Below are 25,208 nucleotides of genomic sequence, written 5' to 3'. Positions count from 1 at the left end.
GCCGCCCCAACCCTAGGAAGGGCAGGCGCTTTCAGCTGCGGGTGCTTCGGTTCCCTCGGCGGCGTGGCGGGCCGTGCCGCCCAGGCCGAAGGCCTGGTGCACCGCCTGCAGGGCGCGGACCCCATCGGCCTCCGCCACCACGCAGCTGGTGCGGATCTCGCTGGTGGCGATCAGGGAGATGTTGATGCCCGCATCGGCCAGGGAACGGAACATCCGTGCCGCCGTGCCGGCGGTGCAGGCCATCCCGGCGCCCACGGCGCTGACCCTGGCGATGGCCGGGCCCTCCTCGAAGCAGGCGCCGTCCCACTGGCGCAGGACCGGGGCCAGGGCCCGCTCGGCCCCCGGCCGGTCGTCGCGCCGCAGGGTGAAGCTCATGTCCCGCCGCCGATCCTGGGGGCCGCCGTGGGTGCGCTCCGACTGCACGATGGCGTCCAGGCTGATGCCCGCATCGGCCAGGGCCCGGCAGATGGCCGCGGCGGCCCCCGGCCGGTCGGGCACCCGCCGCACCGACACCTGCACCTGGTCGCGGTCGAGGGCCACCCCCCGCACCGCCGGATCGCCCAGGTGACAGGGGGGCGGATCGTGGCGCAGCTGCTGGTCGGCCAGCTCGAACGCCTCCCCCGCCGCCCGCAGGGCCCGGGCCCCCAGCTGGCCATCCACCACGCAGCTCACCTTCACCTCGCTGGTGGCGATCAGGCGCAGGTTGATGCCCAGGCGGGCCATGGTGTCGAACAGGCGGGCCGCCACCCCCGGCCGGCCCAGGATGCCGGCGCCGGCGATGCTCAGCTTGGCCATGCCGGCTTCGGCCGTGAGCTGGGCGCCATCGGCCCCCATGGCGGCCAGCACCTCCTGGCAGACCCGGCGGGCCGGTTCCATCTCCGTGGCCGCCAGGGTGAAGGCGATGTCGTTGCTTGTCCCCTCGTGAATCGCCTGCACGATCAGGTCCACGTTCAGGCCGGCGGCGCCGAGGGCCTCGAACAGGGTGGCGGCCACGCCTGGCCTGTCGGGCACATGGGAGAGGGCCAGCACCGCCTGGTCCGTCTCCAGTTCGGCTCCGTCCACGGGCCGGCCCAGTTCCAGCCCTTCACTGCCGATCGGGCGGGCCGGGCCACTGGTGAGGCGGGTGCCGGGGGCCTGGCTCCAGCTGGAGCGCACCGTCAGGGGCACCCCGTAGTTGCGGGCAATCTCCACGGCCCGGGGGTGGAGCACCGCGGCCCCGAGGCTGGCCAGCTCCAGCATCTCGTCGCAGCTGACACTCGCCATCAGCTGGGCATCGCTCACCTTGCGGGGGTCGGTGGTCAGCACACCGGGCACGTCGGTGTAGATCTCGCAGCCGTCGGCACCGAGGGCGGCCGCCAGCGCCACCGCCGAAGTGTCGGAGCCGCCCCGCCCCAGGGTGGTGATCTCCGGGGTGCCGGCGTGGCCGCTGCTGGTGCCCTGGAAGCCGGCCACCACCACCACGTGGCCGTCCTCCAGCAGGCGGCGCAACCGTTCGGTCCGCACCTCCAGGATGCGGGCCCGGCCATGGGCCGATTCGGTGATGATCCCCGCCTGGGTGCCGGTCATCGAGACGGCGGGCACGCCTTCGGTATGCAGGGCCATCGAGAGCAGGGCGATCGACACCTGCTCACCCGTGGCCAGCAGCATGTCCATCTCCCGCCGTGGCGGGTCACTGCAGAGGCTGGCGGCCATGTCCGTCAGCTGGTCGGTGGTATGCCCCATGGCTGAGACCACGATCACCAGTTCGTGGCCCTCCTCGCGACTGGCGGCGATGCGGCGGGCCACCGCACGGATCCGGTCGGTGTCGGCCACCGACGTCCCCCCGAACTTCTGTATCAGCAGGCCCATGGGCTCGTCGCCGGCGCGTCGGGCTCGATTATCGACGCGGGGCGTGGCCGGGCTGGTCGTGCCAGCCCTGGGCGGCGGCCAGCAGGAAGCCGTCCCGGAAGGCGTCGCCGGGGTCGGCGCCGCGCTTGAGGGCGGCCTCCACGTCGAGCAGGCGGCGCAGCAGGGCCAGGAGCTGGTCGGGGCTGCGGCCGCGGATCTGTTTGCGCATCACGTAGATCCTCTTGGGATTGCCGATCCCCGCCGCCTTGGCGATCACGGCCACGTCCTGCTCGCCGCTGCGCTCCAGCAGGCACACCCACAGCCAGCCCCGGATCTGGCTGGCCAGGGCCGCCACGATCCGCAGGGCCGGTTCGTTGGCCTCCAGGAGCGCTTCCACCAGGGCGATCGCCTCGGCGGGGCGCTGGGCCAGCAGGGCATCCCCCACGGCCAGGCTGCTGGTGACCTGGCCGCCGATCAGGGCCGCCACCGCCTCGGCTGTGATGGGGCCCGCGGCGCTGCCGGTGTGCAGCGCCAGCTTCTCCAGCTCGCTGGCCAGCCGCAGGCCGTCGCTGCCGATCGCTTCGGCCAGGGCTTCCGCTGCCCCCGGAGCCAGGGCCAGCCCCCGCTCCCGGGCGGCGCTCTCCACCCGCTCGATCTGGCCGGCCCCGTCCCAGATCGGGGGCAGGGGAAAGGATCGCTCCTCCGCCACGGCCCGCAGCCGCTTGGTGGTGCGCAGCCGGGCGTCGGGCTTGCCCTCGCTGACCAGGAACAGGTGGCCTTCGGCGGGGATGAGCTCAAGGGCGGCCTCCAGCTGGGCGGCCAGCTCCGCCGGACAGGCCTGGCAGAAGGGACTGCGCTGCAGCACCACCACCCGGGCCCCGGCGCCGAAGGGGGCCGTGCGGGCCTCCTCCAGGGCCCGGGCCGCCTGGAGGGGGTCGGCCCCGTCGAGGCGACTGAGGTTGATCGTGGCCCAGGCCGGATCCACCAGGGCCTCGATCTGGACCGCCAGGGCCCGCTGTCGGGCGGCCTCGTCGTCGCCCCAGTAGAGGTGGATCGGCATCAGGGCAGGGGTGGCCGCGCCGGCAGGGGCAGGGCGGCCACCAGGCGGGGGTCCCGGCTGATCATCGCCGTGGCCCCGCCATGCAGGGCCGAGGCCAGCTCCATGGCGCCATCGGAGCCCAGGGCCGGCCCGGTGCCGGGTCGTTGCAGGCGTGCCGCCGCCAGGGCGACCTGGGGCGTCAGGCTCACCAGGGTCCAGGCCGCGGGGTCGCTGAACACGGCTTCGTAGCGGGCCGCCAGGGTTTCGTCCCCCCGGAGCAGCGGCCCCTCCACCAGCGTCCTCAGGGTGGCCATGCTCAGGACCCCGCGCCAGTGGCCGGCGGCGATCGCGGCGATCAGGGGCTCGTGCCGGCGTCCGCCGGCGTCCCCGCGCAGCCAGGGAATCAGCACCGTCGCGTCGATGGCCACGGCCGATCCGAGGGCCAGGGCGGCGCCGCCGTCCAGGGGCTCCACTGGCCCGCTTCCGCCGGCGGGGGGTGGCAGGGGATCGGGCCAGCAGTCGCGGCCGCTGCCCTTGAGGGCGAGCAGGGCCTGCCGCTGGGCCCGGTGGCGGCGCCACAGGGGGACCAGGGCGGCCACCGCGTGGCCATGGCGCGCGATGAGGGTCTCCTCGCCTCCCCGGGCCCGATCGAGCAGTTCAGGGAAGCGCTTCCTGGCTTCGAGCACGCCGAGGGTGGGCATGGTTCGCGGCGCCGGAATCGGGATCTGTACACAATGTACAGGTCTTGAATTCGGTTGAGGGCCGCCCCTGCCCGTGCTCCTGTCTCCGGTTCTGTTCCTCCCGTCTCGTCGGAGCCTGCCCAGTCGTTTCGCTGCTGGCCAGGTCCAGTCCCGCCCCGTCCGGCGGCTCCCGTAGCCTCGCCGTTTCCCCTTCCGGGCTGCAGGCCGCGCCGGGCGCCGGGGGTGGCTCAGCGACCGGGGCGCCGCAGGCGATGGACAGCTTCGATTCTTCGGGCTTCGCAGCCTCCCTCGACCACCCGATCTTCCGGGAGAGCGTGCGCCGCATCCGCGGCTGGCTGGGGCCCACCGGCCTGGAGGGGGTGGAGCAGGAGCTGCTCGAGCGGCTGGTGCACAGCAGCGGCGACCTGGCCCTGGCGCCGGATCTGCGCCTCGGCCCGGGGGCCTGCGCCGCCGGCCTCCAAGCCCTGGCGGCCGGCGCACCGATCCTCACCGACACCGCCATGGCCGCGGCGGCCGTGGCGCCCATGGCCCGGCGCACCTTCGCCAATCCGGTCCATTCGGTGTTGGCCTGGGCTCCCGCCGTCGCCCCCGCCGGTGGCACCCGGGCGGCGGCGGGCATGGAGCGGGCCCTGGCGGCGCACCCAGGGGCGGTCGTGCTGGTGGGCAGTGCGCCCACGGCCCTGGAGCGGCTGCTGGAGCTGGTCGAGGCCGGCACCATCGCCGCTCCGGCCCTGGTGATCGGCATGCCGGTGGGGTTCGTGGGGGTGGCCGAGAGCAAACGCCACCTGGCCGCCAGCGCCCTCCCCCAGATCCGCCTGGAGGGCAGCAAGGGCGGTGCTGGCCTGGTGGGTGCCGCCGCCAATGCCCTGCTGCGGCGGGCCTGGCTGGATCAGGCGGCCCTGGGTCCCCCCTGAAGCCCCACCGCCACATGGCTGTTGGCCTCGATGCGGCCGAGCACCTGGCGGGCCCGCAGCACCACCGAGGCCGGAACCCCCGCCAGCCGGGCCGCCTCGATGCCGTAGCTGCGGCTGGCGCCCCCCCGGCAGACCCGGTGCAGGAACACCAGGTCGTTGCCGGTCTCCTCCACCAGCACCTGGGCGTTGCCGACGTTGGGCAGCAGCTCAGCGAGCTCGTTGAGCTCGTGGTAGTGGGTGGCGAAGATCGTCCGGGCCCCGATGCCGTCGGCCAGGTGCTCCGCCACGGCCCAGGCGATCGAGAGGCCGTCGAAGGTGGCCGTGCCCCGGCCGATCTCGTCGAGCAGCACCAGGGAGCGGGGGCTGGCGTGGTGCAGGATGTTGGCGGTCTCGGCCATCTCCACCATGAAGGTGGACTGGCCGCTGGCCAGGTCGTCCACCGCCCCCACCCGGGTGAAGATCCGGTCGGCGATGCCGAGGCGGGCCGAGCGGGCCGGGATCCAGCTGCCGATCTGGGCCATCAGCTGCAGCAGGCCGCTCTGGCGCAGGTAACAGCTCTTGCCGCTCGCATTGGGGCCGGTGAGGACGATCAGATCCGGCGCCGGGGCGCCCAGCTGCAGGTCGTTGGGCGTGAAGGACGCGTCGACCAGCAGCTGCTCCACCACCGGATGGCGCCCCGCCTCGATCTCCAGTTCGCGGCCCTCACTGAGTTCCGGCCGGCAGTAACCGCCGGTGGCCGCCACCTCCGCCAGGGAGGCCAGGGCATCGAGTTCCGCCACCCGCCGGGCGGCCGCCCGCACGGGCCCTGCGGCCTCTCCAATGCTGCGACGCAGCTCGCAGAACAGGTCGTATTCCCGCTGGCAGGCCCGCGCCCGCAGCTGCAGGATCCGGCCTTCGCGGCCCTTGAGCTCCGGGGTGACGAAGCGTTCCTCGTTGGCCAGGGTCTGGCGGCGGATCCAGTGGTCCGGAACGGCGGCGGCGCGGGCGCGACTCACCGCCAGGAAGTAGCCGAAGGTGCGGTGGTACTGCAGGCGCAGGTTGGGGTTGCCGCTGGCCCGCCGTTCGATCGCCTCCTGCCGGGAGAGCCAGGCCTCCTGGTCGTCGAGCTGGTTGCGCAGGCCGTCGAGCACCGGATCGACCCCGTCGTGGAGCAGCCCCCCCTCGCTGAGGGACAGGGGCGGCGCCTCGACCAGGTGGTGGCGCACCTCCTCGGCCAGGGCGGCCAGTTCGGGCCAGGGACCCTGCAGGGCCGCCAGGGGGCCGCTGCGGCAGGAGGCCACCAGAGCGGCCAGGCGCGGCAGCCGCTCGAGGCCGTCGGCCAGGGACACCAGGTCGCGGGCGGAGGCGCTGCCGGCGCCGGCCCGGCCCGCCAGCCGCTCCAGATCCCCCATGGGCCGCAGCAACCGGCGCAGCCCCACCCGCAGGGGCCGATGGGCCACCAGCTCGCTCACCGCCTCCTGCCGCTCCAGGATCGCGGCGCGGTCCACCAGGGGGGCCTCGATCCAGCGCCGCAGGCAGCGGCCGCCCATGGCGGTGGCGGTGCGGTCGAGGGCCCAGAGCAGGGAGCCCTGCAGGGCGCCGCCCAGCTGGGTGCGGGTGAGCTCCAGGTTGCGGCGGGTCTGGGCGTCGAGCACCAGCTGGTCGCCGGCGTGCCAGAGCCGGGGCATTTCCAGGGGAATGGCCGCGGCGCTCTCTGCCGCCGCCGTCGGGGCCGGTTCGGGTGTCGGCTGGGTGGTGTCCAGGTAGGCCAGCAGGCCCCCGGCGGCCCGCAGCGCCAGCTTCGCCTCCCCCAGCCCCAGCCCATCAAGGCTGGCCAGGCGGAAGCGGCGGCGCAGCAGGGCGGCGGCTTCGGTGGCCTCGAAGGGGGTGCGGGCCAGGGGGGTGAGCCGCAAACCCTCGGGGCACCAGGGCGGCGCTTCCCCCTGGCCGGGCCAGACCACCTCGGCGGGCTCCAGCTGCAGCAGCTCCTGGTGCAGGCTGCCGCTGCCCATGCGCTCGGTCAGCCGGAACTCGCCGGTGCTGACGTCGGCGACGGCCAGGCCCCAGTGGCCGGCATGGCTGCCGTCCCCGTCGAGAACCACGGCGCAGAGCCAGTTGTTGCGGCGGGCCGCCAGCATGCCCTCCTCCAACACCGTGCCGGGGGTCAGCACGCGGGTGATGCCCCGGCGCAGCAGGGCCCCCTTGGCAGGGGTGGCCTCCAGCTGGTCGCAAAGGGCCACGCTGAGGCCGCGGCGCACCAGGTCGGCGCAGTAGCGCTCGGCGGCGTGGTGGGGGATGCCCGCCATCGGCACCCGGCCCAGGGCCTTGCCGGCGTCCTTGCCGGTCAGGGTGAGCTCCAGCAGGCGCGAGAGCAGGATCGCGTCCTCGAAGAAGAATTCGTAGAAGTCGCCGAGGCGATACAGCAGCACCCGGTCCGGATGGGCCGCCTTCAGCTCCACGTAGTGCCGCAGCACCGGGGTGAGTGCCGCCGGGTCCACCAGGGAATGGTGGTGCCAGCGGGGCAGGTCGCCATCGGGCTCCGGGCTCTCGCCGCCGCCGTCAGGGTCGGCCGGCTCGGGCTCCGGGGCCGCTGATCGCCGCCGGCGGGCCCGGGGCCGGGCGCTGGCATCGGCGAGCAGGGTCTGGTCATCCAGGCCGCCCTCGCGATCGGGCTCCGCCGCCGCCGGGGCCGGTTCGCCTCCGAACAGGTCGCCCTGGAGGCTGGCGTCGTTTGCGAGAGGGAGCTGCTGCTGCACTTCCCTGGCCATGGGCCCGCCGCCTGGAGCGCCCCGATCGTAGGAGGCCCGCCCGGGAGATCCTCACGTCCCTGGCGGTGGAGGCCCCGATGCTGCTCAACTGGGTCATGAGCTTCTTCGTGGTCTGATCCCTTGACGGTTTTCGAAGGTCGTTTCACCGATGTCGCCGGTCTGCGGATCGGCCTGGTGATCGCCCGCTTCAACGATCTGGTGACCGGCAAGCTGCTGAGCGGCTGCCTCGATTCCCTCTCGCGCCACGGCATTGATGTGGGCCCCGAGAGCAGCCAGCTCGACGTGGCCTGGGTGCCGGGCAGCTTCGAGATCCCCCTGGTGGCCCAGCGGCTGGCCGCCAGCGGCCGCTACCAGGTGGTGATCACCCTGGGGGCGGTGATCCGCGGCGACACCCCCCACTTCGACGTGGTGGTGGCTGAGGTGAGCAAGGGGGTGGCCGCCGTCGCCCGGGACACCGGCGTGCCGGTGATCTTCGGGGTGCTCACCACCGACACCCTGCAGCAGGCCCTCGAGCGGGCCGGCATCAAGAGCAACCTGGGCTGGAGCTACGGCCTCCAGGCCCTGGAGATGGGCAGCCTGATGGCCGCGCTGCCGCAGCCGACGCCATGAACCGCAAGGGACTCATCCTGGCGGGGGGCAGCGGCACGCGCCTGGCGCCCCTCACCACCGCCGTCAGCAAGCAGCTGGTGCCGGTGTACGACAAACCGATGATCTACTACCCGCTCAGCACCCTGATGCTGGCGGGCATCCGGGAGGTGCTGGTGATCACCACCCCCACCGACCAGCCCGCCTTTGAGCGGCTGCTGGGGGACGGATCGTCCTGGGGCATGACGATCCGCTACGCCGTGCAGCCCAGCCCTGATGGCCTGGCCCAGGCGTTCCTGATCGGTGCCGATTTCCTCGATGGCGCCCCGGCGGCCCTGGTGCTGGGGGACAACCTGTTCCACGGCCACGACCTGATCCCCCAGCTGCAGGGGGCCAACGGCGAGCGGCCGGGGGCCACGGTGTTCGCCTACCCGGTGAGCGATCCGGAGCGCTACGGGGTGGTGGAGTTCAGCGGCGATGGCCAGGTGCTGAGCATCGAGGAGAAGCCGGCCCGGCCGCGCAGCCGCTACGCCGTGACGGGGCTGTACTTCTACGACCACACGGTGGTGGAACGGGCCCGGCAGGTGCGGCCATCGCCGCGGGGCGAGCTGGAGATCACCGACCTCAACCAGCTCTACCTCGACGAGGGCCTGCTGCGCGTGGAGCTGATGGGCCGCGGCATGGCCTGGCTGGACACCGGCACTCCCGATTCCCTGCACGAGGCCGCCAGCTACATCCGCACCCTCGAGAAGCGCCAGGGCCTCAAGGTGGGCTGCCCCGAGGAGGTGGCCTGGCGCCTGGGCTGGATCGACCACGGCCAGCTGGAGCGCCTGGCCCTGCCCCTGAAGAAATCCGGCTACGGCGACTACCTGCTGCGCCTGCTGCAGGAGGCCGCCAGCGACCACCAGGCCCTGGAGCCCCAGCGATGAACGTCCAGTTCCTGGCCATCGAAGGCCCCCTGCTGATCAGCCCGGCGGTGTATGCCGACGAGCGGGGCTGGTTCAGCGAGAGCTGGAACCGGCGCCGCTTTGCCGAAGCCCTGGGGCGGGAGGACGCCGACGCCCCCGAGTTCGTGCAGGACAACCACTCCCGCTCCGTGCAGGGCGTGCTGCGGGGCCTGCATTTCCAGCGGGCGCCGCACCCCCAGGGCAAGCTGGTGCGCTGCACCGTCGGCGAGGTCTTCGATGTGGCCGTCGATCTGCGCCTGGACTCCCCCACCCTGGGGCAGTGGGTGGGCGAGCGGCTCAGCGCCGAGAACCAGCACCAGCTCTGGGTGCCGGTGGGCTTCGCCCACGGCTTCCTGACCCTGAGCGCGGTGGCCGAGGTGCAGTACAAGACCGCCGGCTACTGGAGCCGGGAGTGCGAGCGCTCCCTGGCCTGGAACGACCCGGCGCTCGGCATCGACTGGCCCCTGGGGGAGCTGCCGTCGCCCCACCAGCCCCTGCTGGCGCCCAAGGACGCCGCTGCCCCCAGCCTGGGGGCCCTGGCGGCGGCCGGCGATCTGTTCGCGCCCGACAACGTGTGAAGGATGGCCGCCGGAGGCGGGCAGGTCCCCGCGCTGCATGGCAGGATCCCCAACGCTGCCTGATCCGGCCTCGCGCCTTCCTGCCCCATGCAGATCCTCAACACCCTCACCGTTCTGGCCTTGGTGGTGATGTCCTTCGCCCTGATCGTGGCAGTGCCCGTGCTCTACGCGAGCACTGAGGACAGCGGCCGCTCCAACCGCCTGATCCTGATCGGCGGCGCCGCCTGGGTGGCCCTGGTGCTGGTGAACTGGGGCATGAGCCTGCTGGTGGTCTGAGGTCGACAGGGTGACGGCGTGACAGCCTGCCCGGACCACCCCAGCGCCGCCGTATGAGCGTCACTCGCATTCAGCCCAGGCGTCGCTTTTCATTCTTCGAGTGGAAGGAGATCGTCGAGTATCGCGATCTCCTGTATTACCTGTCGCTTCGCGACATCAAGCTGCGCTACAAGCAGACGAGTCTCGGGGCGGTCTGGGTGATCCTGCAGCCGCTCGTGCCCGCCATCATCTTCGCCGTGCTGTTCGGCAACTTCGCCCGTCTGCCCAGCAATGGCCAGCCCTACCTGCTGATGGTGTTCACCGGTCTGATTCCCTGGAGCCTGTTCAGCAACTCGATCGGTAGGGCTGGAACCAGCCTTGTGGCCAATTCCGGCCTGCTTTCGAAGATTTATTTTCCCCGCCTGATCATTCCCCTGGCCTCGATGGGGTCGGTGGTCGTTGATGGACTGGTCAGCCTTGGGGTCCTGGTGGTGCTGCTGGCCCTCTTCGGCATCGGTCTGGGCTGGCATCTGCTGGCCGCTCCGTTCTTTCTGCTGGCGGCCTTCCTGATGGGCCTGGGCTTGACGCTGATCGTAGCCTCGCTAAATGTCTATCACCGTGACTTCGGCTACGCGGTGCCGTTCGTCCTGCAGGCCTGGAACTATCTGACTCCGATTGTCTACTCGTCTTCCTTGATCCCTGAGCGATGGCAGTTCTTGTATTCCCTCAATCCAACGGTCGGTCTTATTGAAGGATTCCGCTGGTCGGTGCTGGGCGGTGTGCCGATCACCGTCACCATGATGGCGAGCATGCTGTCGGGGCTGGTCGCTTCCCTGGCGATCGGCATGGCCGTGTTCCAGAAGATTGAAAGGGGCTTTGCCGATATCGTATGAATTCGACCTCAGAGATTGCTGTCACGGTTCGTTCCCTGGGTAAGTCGTACAGGATTGATCATCTGGGCTCGGTGGAGCCTTCTGATGCAGCCAAGGGTGGCTCCCGGGGTCGCTGGCCCTGGCAAAGCAAGGGGCCACGCCAGCGCATGAGCAGTGAGATCTTCTGGGCCCTGCGGGATGTGGATTTCGAGGTTCCCCGCGGCAAGGTGTTTGGGGTGATCGGCAGGAACGGGGCTGGCAAGAGCACCCTGCTGAAGATCCTTTCACGGATCACCGAGCCCACCACCGGCATGGCTGAGATCCGTGGTCGCGTGGGCTCCCTGCTGGAGGTGGGCACAGGTTTTCACCCCGAGCTCAGCGGCCGGGAGAACATCTACCTCAATGGCACGCTGCTGGGAATGCGCCGCCGGCAGATCGACCAGGTTTTCGATGCGATTGTTGATTTTGCGGAAGTCCACCGTTTCATCGATACCCCGGTGAAGCGCTATTCCAGTGGCATGTATGTGCGCCTGGCCTTTGCTGTCGCCGCCCACCTGGAGCCGGATATCCTGATCATCGATGAAGTGCTGGCGGTGGGCGATCTTCAATTTCAGAAGAAGTGCCTCGGCAAGATGAAAGATGTTACGGGACAGGGCCGCACCGTGCTTTTTGTGAGCCACAGCCTCAGCACGGTCAATACCCTGTGTGACACCTGCATGTTGCTGGAGAATGGCAGGGTCACCCAGATCGGTCCCACCGAATCTGTGACAGCCTCCTATTTCGCCAGCAGCGAAGAAACGGCAGGTTCGCTGCTCGATCTAACTGCTGATCCGCTTGGTGACCAAGTCTGCCGCATGCTCGGAGCACGGATGGTGGATCGGTCCGGCGAACGGTTGAGCTATGCCCATATCGAAAGGGAGTTCGGCATCGAGATGACCTATGAGCTGATGCAGCCTTCCACGGGACCGGTGATTCCGAATTTCCATTTCTTCACGGCTGGCCAGTGTGCCTTCATCACTAGTCCCCTTCATCAGCCTCCGGCCTCACCCGGACGCCATCATGCGACGGTCTGGCTGCCGTCAAGATTTTTGAACGAAGGAACCTATTCCGTCAACTTCGCTGCCACCACGCCGATACCCCAGTGTTGCCATTTCCATGTTCAGGATCAGTTCTGTTTTGATGTGATCGAGGATTTGAATGATGAAGCTCGCCATGGGGCCGTGCATAAGGTCCCCGGTGCTGTCAGGCCACAGTTGAACTGGAGCTTGCGTTGATGGCTCCTGCCTGGCACCCGGGCAGGTGTCATGGGAGAATGGTGAGCTGAGGTGGATCGGATCTCGATGCGTTCGCTGGCTGCCAGGATCCGGAGGAAGTTGGCCCGTCTCGCGGCTTCGACGGCCAACCGCCCTCCGTCCTCCAGGAGACAGGCCATCGACCGCGTCCAGAAAAATCCTGGCCGGTTGGTGCCCTGGCTTGATCTCATCGGGATCGTCAAGGCTGGCTTTCCAGACAGCCTCCGCGAACAGGTTCTATCCCATGATCTGACACGTAGTGGTGTGATTCTCTGCTTCCAGGAGGAGCTTCAGACTCGAATGGCTACTGATCTTCTCCAGGCTTCCATGCGGCTGGATCAGGAGGATGCGGCTTCCGTCTGCGGTGATGTGGCACTTGAGATGATTCGGCTCAAAACCATTGCCCAGTGTCGTGACGCCCATGCAGAAGGCAACTATTACCGTGACGCTGAGCCTTACATCCAGAAGCAGTGGGAGGGGGTGATCTGGCCCATCATCAAGGATCTTGACTTCACTGACGTTCTTGAGCTTGCTCCGGGCCATGGCCGCAATACAGAGCATTTACGTAGGCTGGCTGGATCGATCACGCTGATTGATGTGAATCCCAATTGCATCGAGGCCTGCAGAGAGCGGTTCGGTGAGCAGCGTGATGGCTGCACATTCCGCTACTTCGTTACCAATGGTGATTCCCTCTCGATGGTCGATGCGAGTTCCCATTCCCTTGTCTATTCCTTTGATTCCATGGTTCATTTCGATTCGTCCGTGGTGCGCGCCTATGTCCATGAGATTGCGCGGGTCCTGCGGCCCGGTGGAAGTGCGTTCCTGCACCACTCCAACTACGGGACGGTTGCTCCCAACAGCGACTGGGCCCACAATCCCGGCAACCGCAGCGACATGACCGCCGAGCGGATGCGAGGGTTTGCAGAGGAGGCCGGTCTGGACGTGGCGTTTCAGCGCCTCAGTGGCCTCGCCGATGGCTGGGGTCTGGAGGATCTCGATGCCTTCACCGTGCTGCGTCGGCCCGCTCTCGCCTGAGATGGCCGTGATCAGTCACCGCGCCACGGCCCTCGAGGGAGTGGTGGAGATCAGCCGCCGGCCGCATGGCGATCACCGTGGCAGCTTTCTGAATGTCTTCCGGCGCGAGGAATGGAACCAGCTCTGGGGAGGGGATCGGCCGATCGAGCAGGTGAATCTCAGCCACAACCCAAGCCCCGGAACGCTTCGAGGCCTGCATCTCCAACGGGGGGCGCCTCCAGAGGTCCGATTGGTCACCTGCGTGGTGGGGCGTGTATGGGACGTGGCCGTTGACCTGCGGCGGGGCTCCCCGACGCGTGGCCTGTGGGTGGCGGTGGACCTCAGTGCCGAAGCGGGGAACTCACTGCTGATCCCCACGGGATGTGCCCATGGGTTTCAGGTGCTGGAGCCGGACAGTACCCTGCTTTACCTTCACGGGGCTCCTTATCACCCTTCGGACGAGACGGGTGTGCGATGGGATGATCCCCAGCTCGGCATCGACTGGCCGATGCAACCCAGGGACTTGAGTGAGCGTGACCGGTCGCTGCCTCTCCTGGAGCGCCTGCTGTGACCCACCACTGCCGACACTGCGCAACTGCACTGCAGCATGAAGTCATTGATCTCGGCCATCAGCCGCCCAGCAATGCCTACCTGTGCGAGGCGAAGCTGAGTCTGCCGGAAGTTACGTTTCCGCTGCGCGTTTATGTGTGCTCAAACTGCTGGCTCGTGCAGTTGCCCATGCATGCACCAGCGGATGAATTGTTCACTGCGGATTATGCCTACTTTTCCAGCACGTCGATCACCTGGTGTCAACATGCGGAGCGGTTCGTCAAGGCGGCCGTCGAGCGCCTTTCGCTCGGTCCCGGCAGTCTGGTTGTGGAGGTGGCCAGCAACGATGGCTATCTGCTCCAGTACGTGAAGGCACAAGGGATTCCGTGCCTCGGTATCGAACCAACCCGTGCAACGGCGAAGGCTGCGAGGAGCAAAGGCATCGATACACGCGAGCGATTCTTCGGTGGCGGCTTTGCCGCCGAGCTGGTTTCCCAGGGTTACCGGGCCGATCTTTTGGTGGCCAACAACGTGCTCGCGCATGTCCCAGATATCAATGACTTTCTAGCGGCCATTTTCCGTGTCCTGAAGCCCTCTGGTGTGGCCTCTGTGGAGTTTCCCCATTTGTTGCGATTGCTAGACGGAAACCAGTTCGACACGATCTATCACGAGCACTACAGCTACCTGAGCCTCACGACTCTGCAGCGAATGGCTGAGGATGCCGGGCTGATGGTGCTCGACGCCGAGCAGATCACCACCCACGGTGGCAGCCTGCGGGTATGGCTAGCCCGTAGCGGGGATCCTGCCGCTGCTGCCCAGACGCCGCACGAACGGGATGCTGTGGAGGGGGTCCTGGCGGAGGAGTCCGTAGCCGGGCTCACGTCGCTGGAGGCCTACGTCCGCTGCCAGGAACGAGCCTTGGAAGCCAAGTTTGCGCTTATGGAGTATCTGCTGGCTGCTCGCCGGTCCGGTAAACGGGTGCTTGCCTATGGTGCCGCAGCCAAGGGAAACACCCTGCTGAATTTCGCCGGCATCCGCAGCGACCTGCTGGAAGCGGTGGCCGATCTTGCCCCCAGCAAGATCGGAAAATGGTTGCCAGGAAGCCACATTCCCATCATTGGTGTTGATGATCTCTTAGAGCGGCAGCCTGATGAGCTCCTTGTGCTTCCATGGAACCTGGCGGGCGAAGTGAAGGCCCAGCTCAGAGGCAGGATCGACGTCCCAGTGAAAGTGGCGATCCCCATTCTCACCGTCATCTGAGCCATGGACGACTTCTCCCCCCCAAGAATTCCGTACACAAGGCCGTCGATCACGGAGCTGGAGGTGGCCTATGCCACCGATGCAGCTCGCAACGGTTGGGGTGAACATTGCTATGACTACATCGTCCGCTTCGAGGAGGCCTTCAAGCGCCACCTGGGTGTGGCCTATGCCATCGCCACTAGCAGTTGCACAGGCGCACTGCATATGGGTCTGTACGGCCTCGGTATCGGGCCAGGCGATGAGGTGATTATGGCAGATACCAATTGGGTTGCGACGCTCGCCCCCATCGTTCACCTCGGGGCTACACCGGTGTTCGTGGACATCCTCTCGGATAGCTGGTGCCTGGACCCCGAGCAGGTGGAGGCTGCGATCACGCACAGGACCAAGGCCATCGTGGCGGTTCATCTCTATGGCAACCTTTGCGATATGAATGCTCTGTTGGCGATTGGAGAGCGCCATGGCATCCCCGTGATTGAAGATGCCGCTGAGGCCATTGGTTCGGTTTTTCACGGCAGTCGTGCTGGGAGTATGGGCCGTTTCGGTGCATTCTCATTCCATGGCACAAAAACCATCACCACAGGCGAAGGTGGCATGTTTGTCACTAACGATGCGGACCTTTATGAGCTGGTGCTGACGCTTTCCAACCATGGGCGTGCCCGTGGCCAATCCAGGCAGTTCTGGCCAGAAATGGTGGGCTTCAAGTACAAGATGAGTAATGTCCAAGCCGCAATTGGCTGCGCACAGATCCAGCGGATTGATGAACTTGTTGCCGCCAAACGAAAGATCTTTATGCTCTATCAAGAGGCACTGAAGGATCTTCCGCTCAGGATGAATCCGGAGCCGGATGGCTGCACCAACGGATTCTGGATGCCCACCTTTGTGGTTGACGATGAAACTCCTTTCCATCGTGAAGACTTGATCGGAGAGCTGCAAACGAATGGAGTTGATGCAAGGGTCTTTTTCTGGCCTCTCAGCTCAACGCCCACGGGTGGCCGCAAGGCCTTTGAGATTCCCTATCTCGCTGATAGCATCCATCTGCGAGCGCTCAATCTTCCCTCCCATCACAATCTCTCGGATGATGATGGTTCTTTTGTCTGCGCCAAGGTTCACTCTTATTTCTCTCGCAAGCGCTGACAACTTATGAGTTTATCCCGGCCGAAAGTTTTGATTTGGGGAATTGCGGGTGCCTCCCTTGGATTGGAGATAGCGAAGTCCCTGGCCAAGGATGGCGGCTTTGATGTACTTGGTGCTGATATCAGTCCACAGGCCTACGGTCACTACTCTGACCTATTCAAGCAAACATTTGTTCTGAACGGGGTGTCCTTCCTCTCGGACGTATTCAAGATTCTTTCTGGAGAGCAGATCGATTTCCTGATCGCAGGAGGTGACGTCGTGGCAAGAGTCTGTGCCGGAATCGAGGATGATGTGAAAGCAGCAGGTGCTCTTTATGTCGGCAACAATGAGTCTACTGTGATGGCATGTGCGGATAAGTACCTGTGCTTTGACCTGCTGTCTCGTCAAGGGATTCCATGCCCGCCGACCCATTTACTTTCAGAGACAGGTGCTTTTTCACATGACGCTAGCTATCCCATCATTGTGAAGCCCCGAATTGAGAGTGGAGGCTCCCGTGGAATCAGCATTCTTTATAATGCCGGCGACCTCCACGGTTTTGCCTCGTTGCATGCTGGCGATGCTAATTCATGGATTTGCCAGGAGTATCTCAAGGATTCATCAAACGAATTGACGATTGGCGTGCTCTCCCAAAGAGATGGAACTGCAGCTGGATCAATATTGCTTCGAAGGACATTTCAAAATATGCTCTCAGTGCACGACCGCAGTCAGGAGCATCTGATCTCTTCTGGATCATCCCAGGGTGAGTTCTTTCGAGATGGGGCCATAGAAGCTGCAGCGATGAAAATTGCAGATGCCGTGGGGAGTTGCGGCCCATTGAACATCCAGTGTCGACTGAAGAATGGGGTGATTATGCCATTTGAGATCAACCCCCGATTCTCGGCATCTACATATCTCAGGGCACTGGCAGGAGTTAACGAGGTCTCACTCTTTCTGAACCATCTTCTGTCTGGGTCTCCTATCAGATACCCTGTTCCTTCTGAGGGTCTGGCTCTTCGGTCTTTCGCTGAATGCTTTGTTCCATATCATCAGGATGCCGGCTAATGTTCTCTGTTGTCTATAATGACACCATTGCTGTTGCGAGTGTCTTTGACGATATCCCTCCGAACTGGCTAGTTGTAGACTGCAGGCCACTGATTGATGGCGATGGGAATGCAAAGCAATTGGTCGAGGGTATTCTTGCTGTCGGTCTAGGCCAACTCAATCTTGGAAGGAAGGTCTGCTTTGCTTGTGATTATGGTCATTCACGCAGTAATTACTTGGCTGCATTGGCGATCAGCCGCCATGCTTCCATTCCCTTAGGGGATGCGATCACCCTCATCAAAGAGAAGCATGTCGAGTCATGCGTCAAGCCCAGTCTGCTCCGATCCCTGATAAGCAATTCCAGTGAAGCTGTACGCAAAAGTGCCTTCGCCATCACGGGTGCTGATCAGCCTTTAGGCCGTTTGTTGCTTCAAAGTGTCATAAAGATGAATGGTGGGCTTCTTCCCGTCAGTCTTGACGACTCTTCGGATGCAGACAAGGGATCCACGAGGTATGAAGAGGTCTTGCTCCTAAACCGGATTACAGACCTCATTCACTCCGCATATCCGGATCCTCCGAACTCATACCTTAGTTCAAAGCAATCTTACGTTCAGTTCGTCGACATTCTTCAGGCCTGCATAGCTGCAAACTGCGTGTTTCATTACGTCTCATCATGGAGTGTTTTCGAAGCTTCTACTGACCAAGAGGTCGTCGAATCTTCCCGCCCGGTCCCCTTCTCTCTCTACTCCCAAGCCCGATGCCTGCATGAGCAGCAACTGATCTATGCGGCTCAGTCAAGCGGTTTGCGCTTTAAGATCTACCGACTGCCTTGTCTGCTTTCAAGGGACTCGATTCTTCCGCGATTCCTGACCTATTTCGCCCATACGGCTTCATCGGGAAAGACTATCTTCATTCATCGGTATAGCAACGGTTATCCGGTCGTTCCATTGATGAGTCTGGAGGTTGCTGTCTGCCAATTGACGCAACAGATGCTGTCCCCTGGTGTGGGCAATGACATCATCCATGTCTGTCGTCATTCATGCAGGATCTCAGTGGCTGAGCTGGGTAGGCAAATCGCCAGGAACTACGGGGTGGATGTCCTCGAGACCCCTGTTGAACGTAACGCCTTTACAGGTACTTTTCATAGCCAATATCATTCTCTTGACAGTCCGTCTCCTTCTGGCGTTCCTGCGGAAGAGTTTGATCCCATGGACTATGTTCAGAGCTACATCAGGACATCTCGGCATTCTTCGCTGAGCGAGTGAATCCCTCCATTGTCATCTGGAATATGGCATAGGAGAGCACGTCTAGAGGCTATCCTGGAGCACAGATGCCGTGATAAACTTCAAGTCCATACGAGAGAGAGTCAGATGAGCCAAGAGCTTCTACGCCAACAGCAATTCAAATGGACGCGAACAGGATATCATCCGGAATACAATAAGCAGCTCGCCAAGTATAAAGTGGTTTCTTGCCTCGAGCAGGTCGCTCGCCACTGCCGCGATGACGCGGACGGCAGATCTCTCCTGGATATCGCTTGTGGAGATGGATTCATCACTGAGCAGTTGGCCAGTTCATTTGACAAGGTTGTTGGTGTTGATGCTAATGCTGACGTTGTGGAGATGGCCAGACGACGCATTCCTGAAGCTGAGTTCCATAATGCTTTGGCCGAGGACTATGCCTCCAGTGATCTATTCAGTGTTGTCACGCTTCTTGACTTGCTCGAGCACGTGCAATCACCGGTTGACCTCTTGAAGCATCTAAAGGGATTCTTGAAGCCTGGCGGCGTCCTTGTTGTTCATGTTCCCAACGCAAAAGCCATTAACAGACAATTAAATGTCTTGATGGGGAGTCTCACTCACTGTGAAGAGCTGTCTCCATTTGATACTGAGATTGCAGGTCACCGTCGCTCATACTGCATGACTTCACTCCTGGAAGACGTTGAGTGCGCTGGCTTGGTCCCAGTTGATCAGGGTGGAGTCTTCTTCAAGACCCTGTCCACTCCTCAGATGGATCACTTGCTTTCTGCGCCCCAGTGGGAGACTGCGGAGCATGGGTGGGGGAGGTCCGGCGATACCTCCGTTGACTGGAAAGAGCGATTCTGTGAGGCAAGTTACAGGCTCGGAATAGAGTATCCGGAGATGTGCAATGTCTTGCATGTAACCTGCATGATTCCATAGCCCTTATTGCGCTTAAATAGGCATCAATCTTCTTCGTCCCTCACGCACCCAGCTAACGTGTCAAATCAGATTAGTGAATCTCTTTTCGTTGAAGGGCTTAAGTTGCAGGCCCGCTCATGGTCGATGATGACCAATCTTATCGGCTATACCTATAAATTTGAATGGATGGGACGTCCCATTATTCAGTATCCCCAGGATATCCTCGCTTTTCAAGAGATTGTTTTTGACTCGCGCCCGGACCTAATTCTTGAGACAGGAATTGCCCATGGTGGCTCTCTGGCACTCTCGGCCTCTTTGCTTTGTCTCTTGGATGTAATGGATGGCCTTGATCCTCGGCACTCGTCTCGCCAAGTCGTTGGTATTGATATCGATATCCGTCCCCATAACCGCAAAGCTCTCGATGAGCATCCGTTGCGGTTCAAAATGCAGTTGATTGAGGGATCATCTATTGATCCCGATATCATCAAGCAAGCTCGTGGATATGCTGACAGTGCTGAACATGTTCTTGTATCCCTGGATTCCAATCACACCCACCAGCATGTCCTCGCCGAGCTCAATGCCTATGCAGATCTTGTCTCGGTTGGCAGCTACTGCATCGTTTTCGATACTGCGATCGAAGACTTACCTCCAGGCTCTTTCCCAGATCGCCCGTGGGATGTGGGCAACAATCCAAAAACGGCTGTTCACGAGTGGTTGAGGAGCCATCCCGAGTTTCATATTGACAATGACATAGACAACAAGCTGTTGATTAGCGTGGCTCCCGATGGGTATCTCAAACGGGTCGTCTGACATCTTGTTCCTTCCTGTATGAACTATCTATTTGGACTTTATGCGACTTGATGAACTCCTGTATTTCTCCTCTGGTCAGGCCGACCCTAACCCTTGCCCTCCCAAAAGTGGCTTGCTTGATCCGCCTTGACTCAGTTTCCTGAGACGATGGTATCTTCAATGTTACGCTTAACTGCGTTTGGGCCTACCGATGGATCAGCCCCCACTCGTTACTGTTGGGATGCCGACATACAACAGGCCAGCGTCGCTTCAGCGCTCACTCGACTCCATCAGGGCGCAGACTTATCGGCACCTTGAGATTGTCGTTTCGGACAACGCATCGCCTGATCCCAGGGTAGGCAGGTTGATATCTACGGCGTACTCAGAGGATCAACGTATTCGTTACTTCTGCCAACAGAGAAATATTGGTCCAGCTGATAACTTTGCATTCGTCCTGAGTCAGGCGAGGGGTGCCTTCTTTATGTGGGCTGCGGATGATGATGAATGGCATCCAACTTTCGTTGAGAAGCTTCTTGAGCCCCTCTTATGTCATTCCAAGAGCGGGTTGTCCTTCTGTGATTTTGATGTCCGATATCCGGATGGCTCACTCTGTCGCGATTATGGATCTTTCTACCATGCGTATCGTGAGTTTCTTCACGACGATGGCGTCAACCGGGTGACCCACTATGCGCTTCAGCAGCCTGAGCGGGGGAAGGCCAACCTGATTTATGGATTGTTTCGTAGGGAGGCTTTGATTGATGCTTCTGTCATCAAGTTCTTTCATTCCAAGGCTTGGGGCGCAGATATGCTGTTTGTTTGTGATGTCTTGTCCCGCTGGTCATTCAGTCTTGTAGAGGAAAAGCTGTATACAGTTGGTATTCATCCTCAAGCTCCTGCACTCGCGGCTGATGATGCCGGGACGTTGCCTTATGGTAGCAAGTCTCATCGCTTGCAGCTCATGGCAAGTCATCTGCATTACTTTCTTGTCTATCTGCGGATTATGTCTAAGGCCCCAGACTCAAGCCCGTTGTCGTCCCTCCTTTTCTTTTTCCGCTTACTACCCCTGATCATTCGGTGGCTGAGGCTGGATCTGGCTTAGCGCTCTCTTTAGTGTCTTGCGTTGCTTGACGAAGGCAGCCGCAGTTCCGCTGGGGTATTTCTCGACCAACGGAGAGAGGCCTTTATGGATGGCAGGAGCCCTGGAGGTAGTACCATCATCTATAGGATGCCCCCAGCGGAATACATGGCGCTTCTGGATCAGCACGCAAGCAATATTGTTTCTCAGAACGGCGAGGATGGGATTCTTGCAGAAATCTTCCGGCGCATTGGGCCACGATCCAAGCGTTGTGTGGAATTCGGTGCCTGGGACGGTAGGCATCTGAGCAACACCTGGGCGCTTTGGCATGAGTCGGGTTGGTCTGCCGTGCTCATCGAAGGTGATCGCGAGCGATTCCTTCAGCTTGAGCAGTCCATCATTCCATTCCCTGGGGTGCAGGCGGTTCACGCGTTTGTAGCGGCCACTGGGCCGAATACTCTGGACAGCCTGCTGGCCCAGCAGGGCATTCCCCCTGATGGGGTGGATTTACTGTCGATTGATATTGATGGCGACGACTATCATGTCTGGTCATCTCTATCCATGTATCGGCCGCGAGTCGTTGTCATTGAATACAATCCCACCATTCCCCCTGAGCTTGACCTTGTGCAGCGACGGGGCGATTACTTCGGGGCCTCGGCGGCAGCATTGACGCGCCTGGCGAGGGACAAGGGTTATGGACTCGCCGCCTGCACCGCCACCAATTGCATCTATGTGCATTGGGATGATTTCCAAGCCCTCGGTACCCCTGAGCTCGATCTGGTGGTGAGTTTCGACAGGAGCCAGTTGTGTTATGTGATTAATGCCTATGACGGCCGTACGTTTCTGACCACGAATCCTGTTTATTCGCGACCCTTGCCGCTGGCCTCTTTTGCCTATTGGTGGGAGCGACTGCTGCAGAATCTCCGGGCTCAGCCTGGCGAGGATCTCCTTCCAGCCGAGGATCTTCAGCCGGTCAGTCTGGTGCTGGAGTCGATGCTGCGGCGCCGCAGCATCAAGGAGCGGCTGCTGGCGGCATGGAGCAGGACGCTAAGCATCTCCTGGGGCCATGTCGTGTCTTTCTGCACGGCCCTCCCACCGTATCGGCTGGTTGAACGCTTGGTTCATGCCCTGCAGCGACGGGCGATGGAGCGCGAACTGATCAGGGCTTGGCGGCGTTCGGGCAGCCCGGTGCCACCACCCCATCTGTATAAGCAGAGGCTACTGGCGCGATATGCCTCCCGCTATCGACTCTCAACGCTTGTTGAGACCGGCACGTACCTGGGTGACATGGTCTTTTCCCTACGCAAGCGCTTCAATACGATCATTTCCATCGAACTCAGTTCAGAGCTCTGTGAGCGTGCCCAGCTGCGTTTCAGTGATTTCCCCCATGTCTCCATCATCCAAGGTGATAGCTCCCAGGTTCTACCCGAAATTCTTGATGGCTTGAAGGTTCCTACGCTCTTCTGGCTTGACGGCCACTACTCGGCTGGGACTACGGCGCTCGGCGAGCGTGAAACTCCCGTGTCTGCTGAGATGGAAGCCATCCTGAACCATCCCGTTCGCGGCCATGTCGTGTTGATCGATGATGCCCGTAACTTTGATGGCACCCACGACTACCCAACGCTTTCTTCGCTGAGAGACTATGTTTGCGGTGCCTACCCTAAGGCTGATTTCGTGGTGCAGGACGATGTCATCCGCATCGTTCTTTAAGGTAGGCAAATGGCTGATCCCATCGTTACCGTCCTGCTCCCTGTCTATAACTGTGAGCGATATCTTGCCGATGCCATCGAAAGCATCCTCTCGCAGAGCTATTCCGATTTTGAGTTCATCATCATTGATGATGGATCCACAGACCGGTCTTCCGAGGTCATCGCCGGCTTTGGAGATCAGCGAATCAAGGTCTTCCAGCATGAGAATCGTGGCCTCGCTGCCACACTCAATCGAGGCATCGAGCTTGCCACCGGGAAGTATATCGCCCGCCAGGATCAGGATGACCTCTCCTATCCGGAACGGCTCGCGCATCAGGTGGAGTTCATGGAAGCGCATCACGACTGCGTGTTGCTCGGCACCTGGGCGCAGATCATGGAGATCGATCGTGTCGTCAATCGTTTCCATCACCATCCGCCTGAGGACGCGGAGCTTCGTTATCTGATGCTGTTCAACAATCCCTTTGTCCACAGCTCCGTTATGCTGCGCCGGTCCGCACTCGCCCAGGTGGGTGGTTACTCAACGGACCCGGACCGACAACCGCCAGAAGACTTCGAGCTGTGGTCACGGCTGGCCCGTGTGGGGGGGATCGCCAATCTCGGCGAGGTTTTGCTCGCTTACAGGGAGATTCCTGGCAGCATGTCGCGCGTCGGTCCGTCTCCGTTCCGTCATCGGTTGATCACGATCTGTTCGGAGAATCTTGCAGTGTCCTCAGGCCTCTCCGCTGACGATCCCGACATTCGGACTATCGCGGCTCTCACCCACGGGGGAGCGGAAGAGGTCTCCGCCCGGCCCGACTTCTCCCGGATCCAGTCCATCCTTCTCGCCGCCATTCAGCCGTCGGCGACCGAGCCACTCGCCGAGTCCCTGCGCCAGGACGCCCTGGCCCGCGTCCAGGCCATGAAGGGGGCATGGATGGTCCGTTCGTCGCCCGCCTACGAGCTTCTCCAGACCGCTGGACCCTTCCGCAACCTCGCCAAGCGGATCTGGCGCCTGGCTCAACGGTTCAGGGGGCCGCGATGAAGACCATCGTCATCGGCGGTGCCGGGTTCATCGGCTCTTTGGTCAGCCAGGCCCTGATCGCTTCCGGCCGTGAGGTGACTGTCGTGGGACGGCGTCCCCCCGGTGCCCACACGTCCTCCTTGCCGTGCGCCTATCGCTGCGCCGATCTCGGCAATCGCGCCCAGATGCGGGAGATCCTCGAAACTGGCTGCGAGGTGATCGACCTGGCCTACGCCACCGTCCCGAAGACCAGTTACGGCGATCCCGTCTTCGATTTGCTCGCCAATCTGCCCGGCAGCGTCGGTTTGCTTGAGGAGGCGATGGCCGTGGGGGTCCGCCGCCTGCTGCTCGTTTCCTCCGGGGGCACGGTCTATGGCCCGCCCTGCGCCCTGCCCATCGCGGAATCCCACCCGACGGCCCCCATCAGCCCCTACGGCATCACCAAGCTGACCATCGATCACTACGCCCTGATGTTTCATCACACCCGCGACCTGCCGGTGGTGGTGGTGCGGCCGGCCAACGCCTACGGCATCCAGCAGCGATCCCGGACCGGCCAGGGTTTCCTCGCCGCCGCCATCGATGCCATTCTTTCGCGACGTGAGATCGAGATCTATGGAGATGTGGGGACCATCCGTGATTACATTCACGTCACGGATGTGGCCAGTGGCATCCTTGCGGCCCTGGATTTCGGCGGCGATGGCGAAATCTATAACCTCGGCACCGGCATCGGCGCCAGCAATCTGGATGTGATCACTCTGCTACGCCCCCTGGTCGAGGCTGCCGGCCACACCCTCGAGGTGAACCACCTGCCTGCGCGTCGCTTTGATGTCGACGCCAACGTGCTCGACGCCCAGAAGCTCTTTTCCGTGTCCGGTTGGAGAGCCCAGGTGTCTCTGCAGAACGGCCTCGCCCAGATGTGGGATCATGCCCTGAAGGCCTCCTCCCTCTGAGGACTGCCTCCGTTCACCCGGTCCTGACCCAATGGGTATTCTTTCGCGGCTGCAGGTACTTCGTGGATCTGTCGCTGCCCAGTCCCCATCCCTGGATCCCTTCCTCAGCACGGCCAACCCCTCCCGCAATCCCTCCTGCGGGCAATTCGAGGTGGACGGCTGGGTCACCTCCGCGTTCGTGGCCCGCACCCTGGTCCCCGTGGTGGGTGTCCATCCCTTCCCCCTCCAGGAACTGATGCTGATGACGGCGACGGTCTGTCGCTTTGAGCCATCGTTGATCTTCGAGTGGGGTACGAACATCGGTAAGTCGGCGAGGATCTTTTATGAAATCGCCCAGTACTTCCACATCCCCACCACGATCCATTCCTGCGATCTTCCCGATGACGTCGACCATGTGGAGCATCCCCATGCCCAGCGGGGTGCCATGGTGCGGGGCCTCGAAGGGGTGCAGCTGCACCAGGGCGACGGTCTGACCACGTCCCTCGGACTCTGGGAGCGGGCGGGGCGTCCCCCTTCCCCCCTCTTCTTCCTCGATGGCGACCACAGCCACGCCAGCGTCAGGCGGGAGATCGACGGCATCCTGGCGGCCGTCCCTGACCCGGTGCTGCTGCTCCACGACACCTTCCTCCAGTCCCCCGATTCCGGCTACAACATCGGACCCCGTCAGGCCGTCGAGGAGTCCCTGGCCGCCCATCCCGGACGCTTCCAGGCGGTGCATTCCGGGCTCAGCCTGCCGGGCATGACCCTGCTCTATTCCACCACCCCGGCTGCGGCGTAGGTTCGCCCCAGCCCCGC

At 63.2% G+C, this 25,208-nt stretch carries 24 protein-coding genes; 20 read left to right on the top strand and 4 right to left on the bottom strand.

Features of this window, described 5'->3' with window-relative positions; translation table 11 throughout:
* Window positions 1-12: 12 nt before the first annotated feature.
* From KBY95_RS09045 to KBY95_RS09035, 3 genes are read right to left on the bottom strand one after another with little or no spacing between them, the layout of a single operon-like run.
* Window positions 13-1,848: an aspartate kinase gene (locus KBY95_RS09045; RefSeq protein WP_254964644.1), complete on the bottom strand. Its 1,836-nt coding sequence runs from the start codon at window positions 1,846-1,848 to the stop codon at window positions 13-15.
* Between the two features lie 28 nt (window positions 1,849-1,876).
* The gene (holA, locus tag KBY95_RS09040) at window positions 1,877-2,887 is read right to left on the bottom strand and encodes a DNA polymerase III subunit delta (RefSeq protein WP_254964642.1); all 1,011 of its coding nucleotides are present in this window, start codon (window positions 2,885-2,887) and stop codon (window positions 1,877-1,879) included.
* Window positions 2,887-3,567 carry a type II toxin-antitoxin system Phd/YefM family antitoxin gene (locus KBY95_RS09035; protein ID WP_254964641.1) on the bottom strand — a complete coding sequence of 227 codons (681 nt, stop codon included), beginning with the start codon at window positions 3,565-3,567 and terminating at the stop codon, window positions 2,887-2,889. The genes holA and KBY95_RS09035 overlap by 1 nt, the downstream gene beginning before the upstream one ends.
* A gap of 251 nt (window positions 3,568-3,818) precedes the next feature.
* Here KBY95_RS09035 and KBY95_RS09030 point away from each other — a divergent pair, with 251 nt between their 5' ends.
* On the top strand, window positions 3,819-4,481 hold the full coding sequence (locus tag KBY95_RS09030) for a precorrin-8X methylmutase (protein ID WP_254964639.1): 663 nt from the start codon (window positions 3,819-3,821) through the stop codon (window positions 4,479-4,481).
* Here the strand turns inward: KBY95_RS09030 and mutS are convergent.
* The gene (mutS, locus tag KBY95_RS09025) at window positions 4,457-7,228 is read right to left on the bottom strand and encodes a DNA mismatch repair protein MutS (RefSeq protein ID WP_254964638.1); all 2,772 of its coding nucleotides are present in this window, start codon (window positions 7,226-7,228) and stop codon (window positions 4,457-4,459) included. The genes KBY95_RS09030 and mutS overlap by 25 nt on opposite strands.
* Window positions 7,229-7,348: 120 nt before the next feature.
* Between mutS and ribH the strand changes: the two genes are divergently transcribed.
* The 19 genes from ribH to KBY95_RS08930 all read left to right on the top strand — a co-directional run bounded on the left by ribH (window position 7,349) and on the right by KBY95_RS08930 (window position 25,191).
* Window positions 7,349-7,837, top strand: a complete 489-nt coding sequence (gene ribH, locus KBY95_RS09020) for a 6,7-dimethyl-8-ribityllumazine synthase (protein WP_015109826.1) — start codon at window positions 7,349-7,351, stop codon at window positions 7,835-7,837.
* Window positions 7,834-8,742 (top strand): glucose-1-phosphate thymidylyltransferase RfbA, encoded by a 909-nt coding sequence (gene rfbA / locus KBY95_RS09015; RefSeq protein WP_254964637.1) that lies wholly within the window; start codon window positions 7,834-7,836, stop codon window positions 8,740-8,742. Before ribH ends, rfbA begins: the two co-directional genes overlap by 4 nt.
* On the top strand, window positions 8,739-9,338 hold the full coding sequence (rfbC, locus tag KBY95_RS09010) for a dTDP-4-dehydrorhamnose 3,5-epimerase (protein WP_254964636.1): 600 nt from the start codon (window positions 8,739-8,741) through the stop codon (window positions 9,336-9,338). Before rfbA ends, rfbC begins: the two co-directional genes overlap by 4 nt.
* Window positions 9,339-9,425: 87 nt before the next feature.
* Entirely contained in the window at window positions 9,426-9,614 is a 189-nt protein-coding gene (gene psbZ, locus KBY95_RS09005; protein WP_094584244.1) for a photosystem II reaction center protein PsbZ, read from the top strand.
* 53 nt (window positions 9,615-9,667) lie between these two features.
* On the top strand, window positions 9,668-10,486 hold the full coding sequence (locus tag KBY95_RS09000; protein WP_254964635.1) for an ABC transporter permease: 819 nt from the start codon (window positions 9,668-9,670) through the stop codon (window positions 10,484-10,486).
* Window positions 10,487-10,632: 146 nt separating this feature from the next.
* On the top strand, window positions 10,633-11,739 hold the full coding sequence (locus KBY95_RS08995; RefSeq protein ID WP_254964634.1) for an ABC transporter ATP-binding protein: 1,107 nt from the start codon (window positions 10,633-10,635) through the stop codon (window positions 11,737-11,739).
* Between the two features lie 99 nt (window positions 11,740-11,838).
* Window positions 11,839-12,792, top strand: coding sequence for a class I SAM-dependent methyltransferase (locus tag KBY95_RS08990; RefSeq protein WP_254964632.1), 954 nt, complete (start codon window positions 11,839-11,841; stop codon window positions 12,790-12,792).
* Window position 12,793: 1 nt separating this feature from the next.
* Window positions 12,794-13,342 carry a dTDP-4-dehydrorhamnose 3,5-epimerase family protein gene (locus KBY95_RS08985; RefSeq protein ID WP_254964631.1) on the top strand — a complete coding sequence of 183 codons (549 nt, stop codon included), beginning with the start codon at window positions 12,794-12,796 and terminating at the stop codon, window positions 13,340-13,342.
* Window positions 13,339-14,580: a class I SAM-dependent methyltransferase gene (locus tag KBY95_RS08980; protein WP_254964630.1), complete on the top strand. Its 1,242-nt coding sequence runs from the start codon at window positions 13,339-13,341 to the stop codon at window positions 14,578-14,580. Before KBY95_RS08985 ends, KBY95_RS08980 begins: the two co-directional genes overlap by 4 nt.
* 3 nt (window positions 14,581-14,583) lie before the next feature.
* Complete coding sequence (locus KBY95_RS08975) at window positions 14,584-15,714, top strand: DegT/DnrJ/EryC1/StrS aminotransferase family protein (RefSeq protein ID WP_254964628.1); 1,131 nt, start codon at window positions 14,584-14,586, stop codon at window positions 15,712-15,714.
* 6 nt (window positions 15,715-15,720) lie between these two features.
* Complete coding sequence (locus KBY95_RS08970) at window positions 15,721-16,755, top strand: ATP-grasp domain-containing protein (RefSeq protein ID WP_254964627.1); 1,035 nt, start codon at window positions 15,721-15,723, stop codon at window positions 16,753-16,755.
* The gene (locus KBY95_RS08965; RefSeq protein WP_254964626.1) at window positions 16,755-17,999 is read left to right on the top strand and encodes a sugar nucleotide-binding protein; all 1,245 of its coding nucleotides are present in this window, start codon (window positions 16,755-16,757) and stop codon (window positions 17,997-17,999) included. The genes KBY95_RS08970 and KBY95_RS08965 overlap by 1 nt, the downstream gene beginning before the upstream one ends.
* Before the next feature lie 105 nt (window positions 18,000-18,104).
* Window positions 18,105-18,911 (top strand): class I SAM-dependent methyltransferase, encoded by an 807-nt coding sequence (locus KBY95_RS08960; RefSeq protein ID WP_315858898.1) that lies wholly within the window; start codon window positions 18,105-18,107, stop codon window positions 18,909-18,911.
* Between the two features lie 123 nt (window positions 18,912-19,034).
* Window positions 19,035-19,700 (top strand): cephalosporin hydroxylase family protein, encoded by a 666-nt coding sequence (locus KBY95_RS08955; RefSeq protein WP_254964624.1) that lies wholly within the window; start codon window positions 19,035-19,037, stop codon window positions 19,698-19,700.
* A gap of 190 nt (window positions 19,701-19,890) precedes the next feature.
* A complete protein-coding gene (locus tag KBY95_RS08950) occupies window positions 19,891-20,778 on the top strand; it encodes a glycosyltransferase family 2 protein (protein ID WP_254964622.1) in 888 nt (295 codons plus the stop codon).
* A gap of 144 nt (window positions 20,779-20,922) precedes the next feature.
* Window positions 20,923-22,464, top strand: coding sequence for a hypothetical protein (locus KBY95_RS08945; protein ID WP_254964621.1), 1,542 nt, complete (start codon window positions 20,923-20,925; stop codon window positions 22,462-22,464).
* 9 nt (window positions 22,465-22,473) lie between these two features.
* The gene (locus KBY95_RS08940; protein WP_254964620.1) at window positions 22,474-23,484 is read left to right on the top strand and encodes a glycosyltransferase family A protein; all 1,011 of its coding nucleotides are present in this window, start codon (window positions 22,474-22,476) and stop codon (window positions 23,482-23,484) included.
* Entirely contained in the window at window positions 23,481-24,413 is a 933-nt protein-coding gene (locus KBY95_RS08935) for an NAD-dependent epimerase/dehydratase family protein (RefSeq protein ID WP_254964619.1), read from the top strand. Before KBY95_RS08940 ends, KBY95_RS08935 begins: the two co-directional genes overlap by 4 nt.
* 31 nt (window positions 24,414-24,444) lie before the next feature.
* A complete protein-coding gene (locus KBY95_RS08930; protein ID WP_254964617.1) occupies window positions 24,445-25,191 on the top strand; it encodes a class I SAM-dependent methyltransferase in 747 nt (248 codons plus the stop codon).
* Window positions 25,192-25,208: the final 17 nt, after the last annotated feature.

This window comes from Cyanobium sp. Aljojuca 7A6, assembly GCF_024346455.1.
Lineage (GTDB): Bacteria > Cyanobacteriota > Cyanobacteriia > PCC-6307 > Cyanobiaceae > Cyanobium.
The sequence above is the reverse complement of the archived record's forward strand: the minus strand, read 5'-3'. Positions and strand labels throughout refer to the sequence as shown.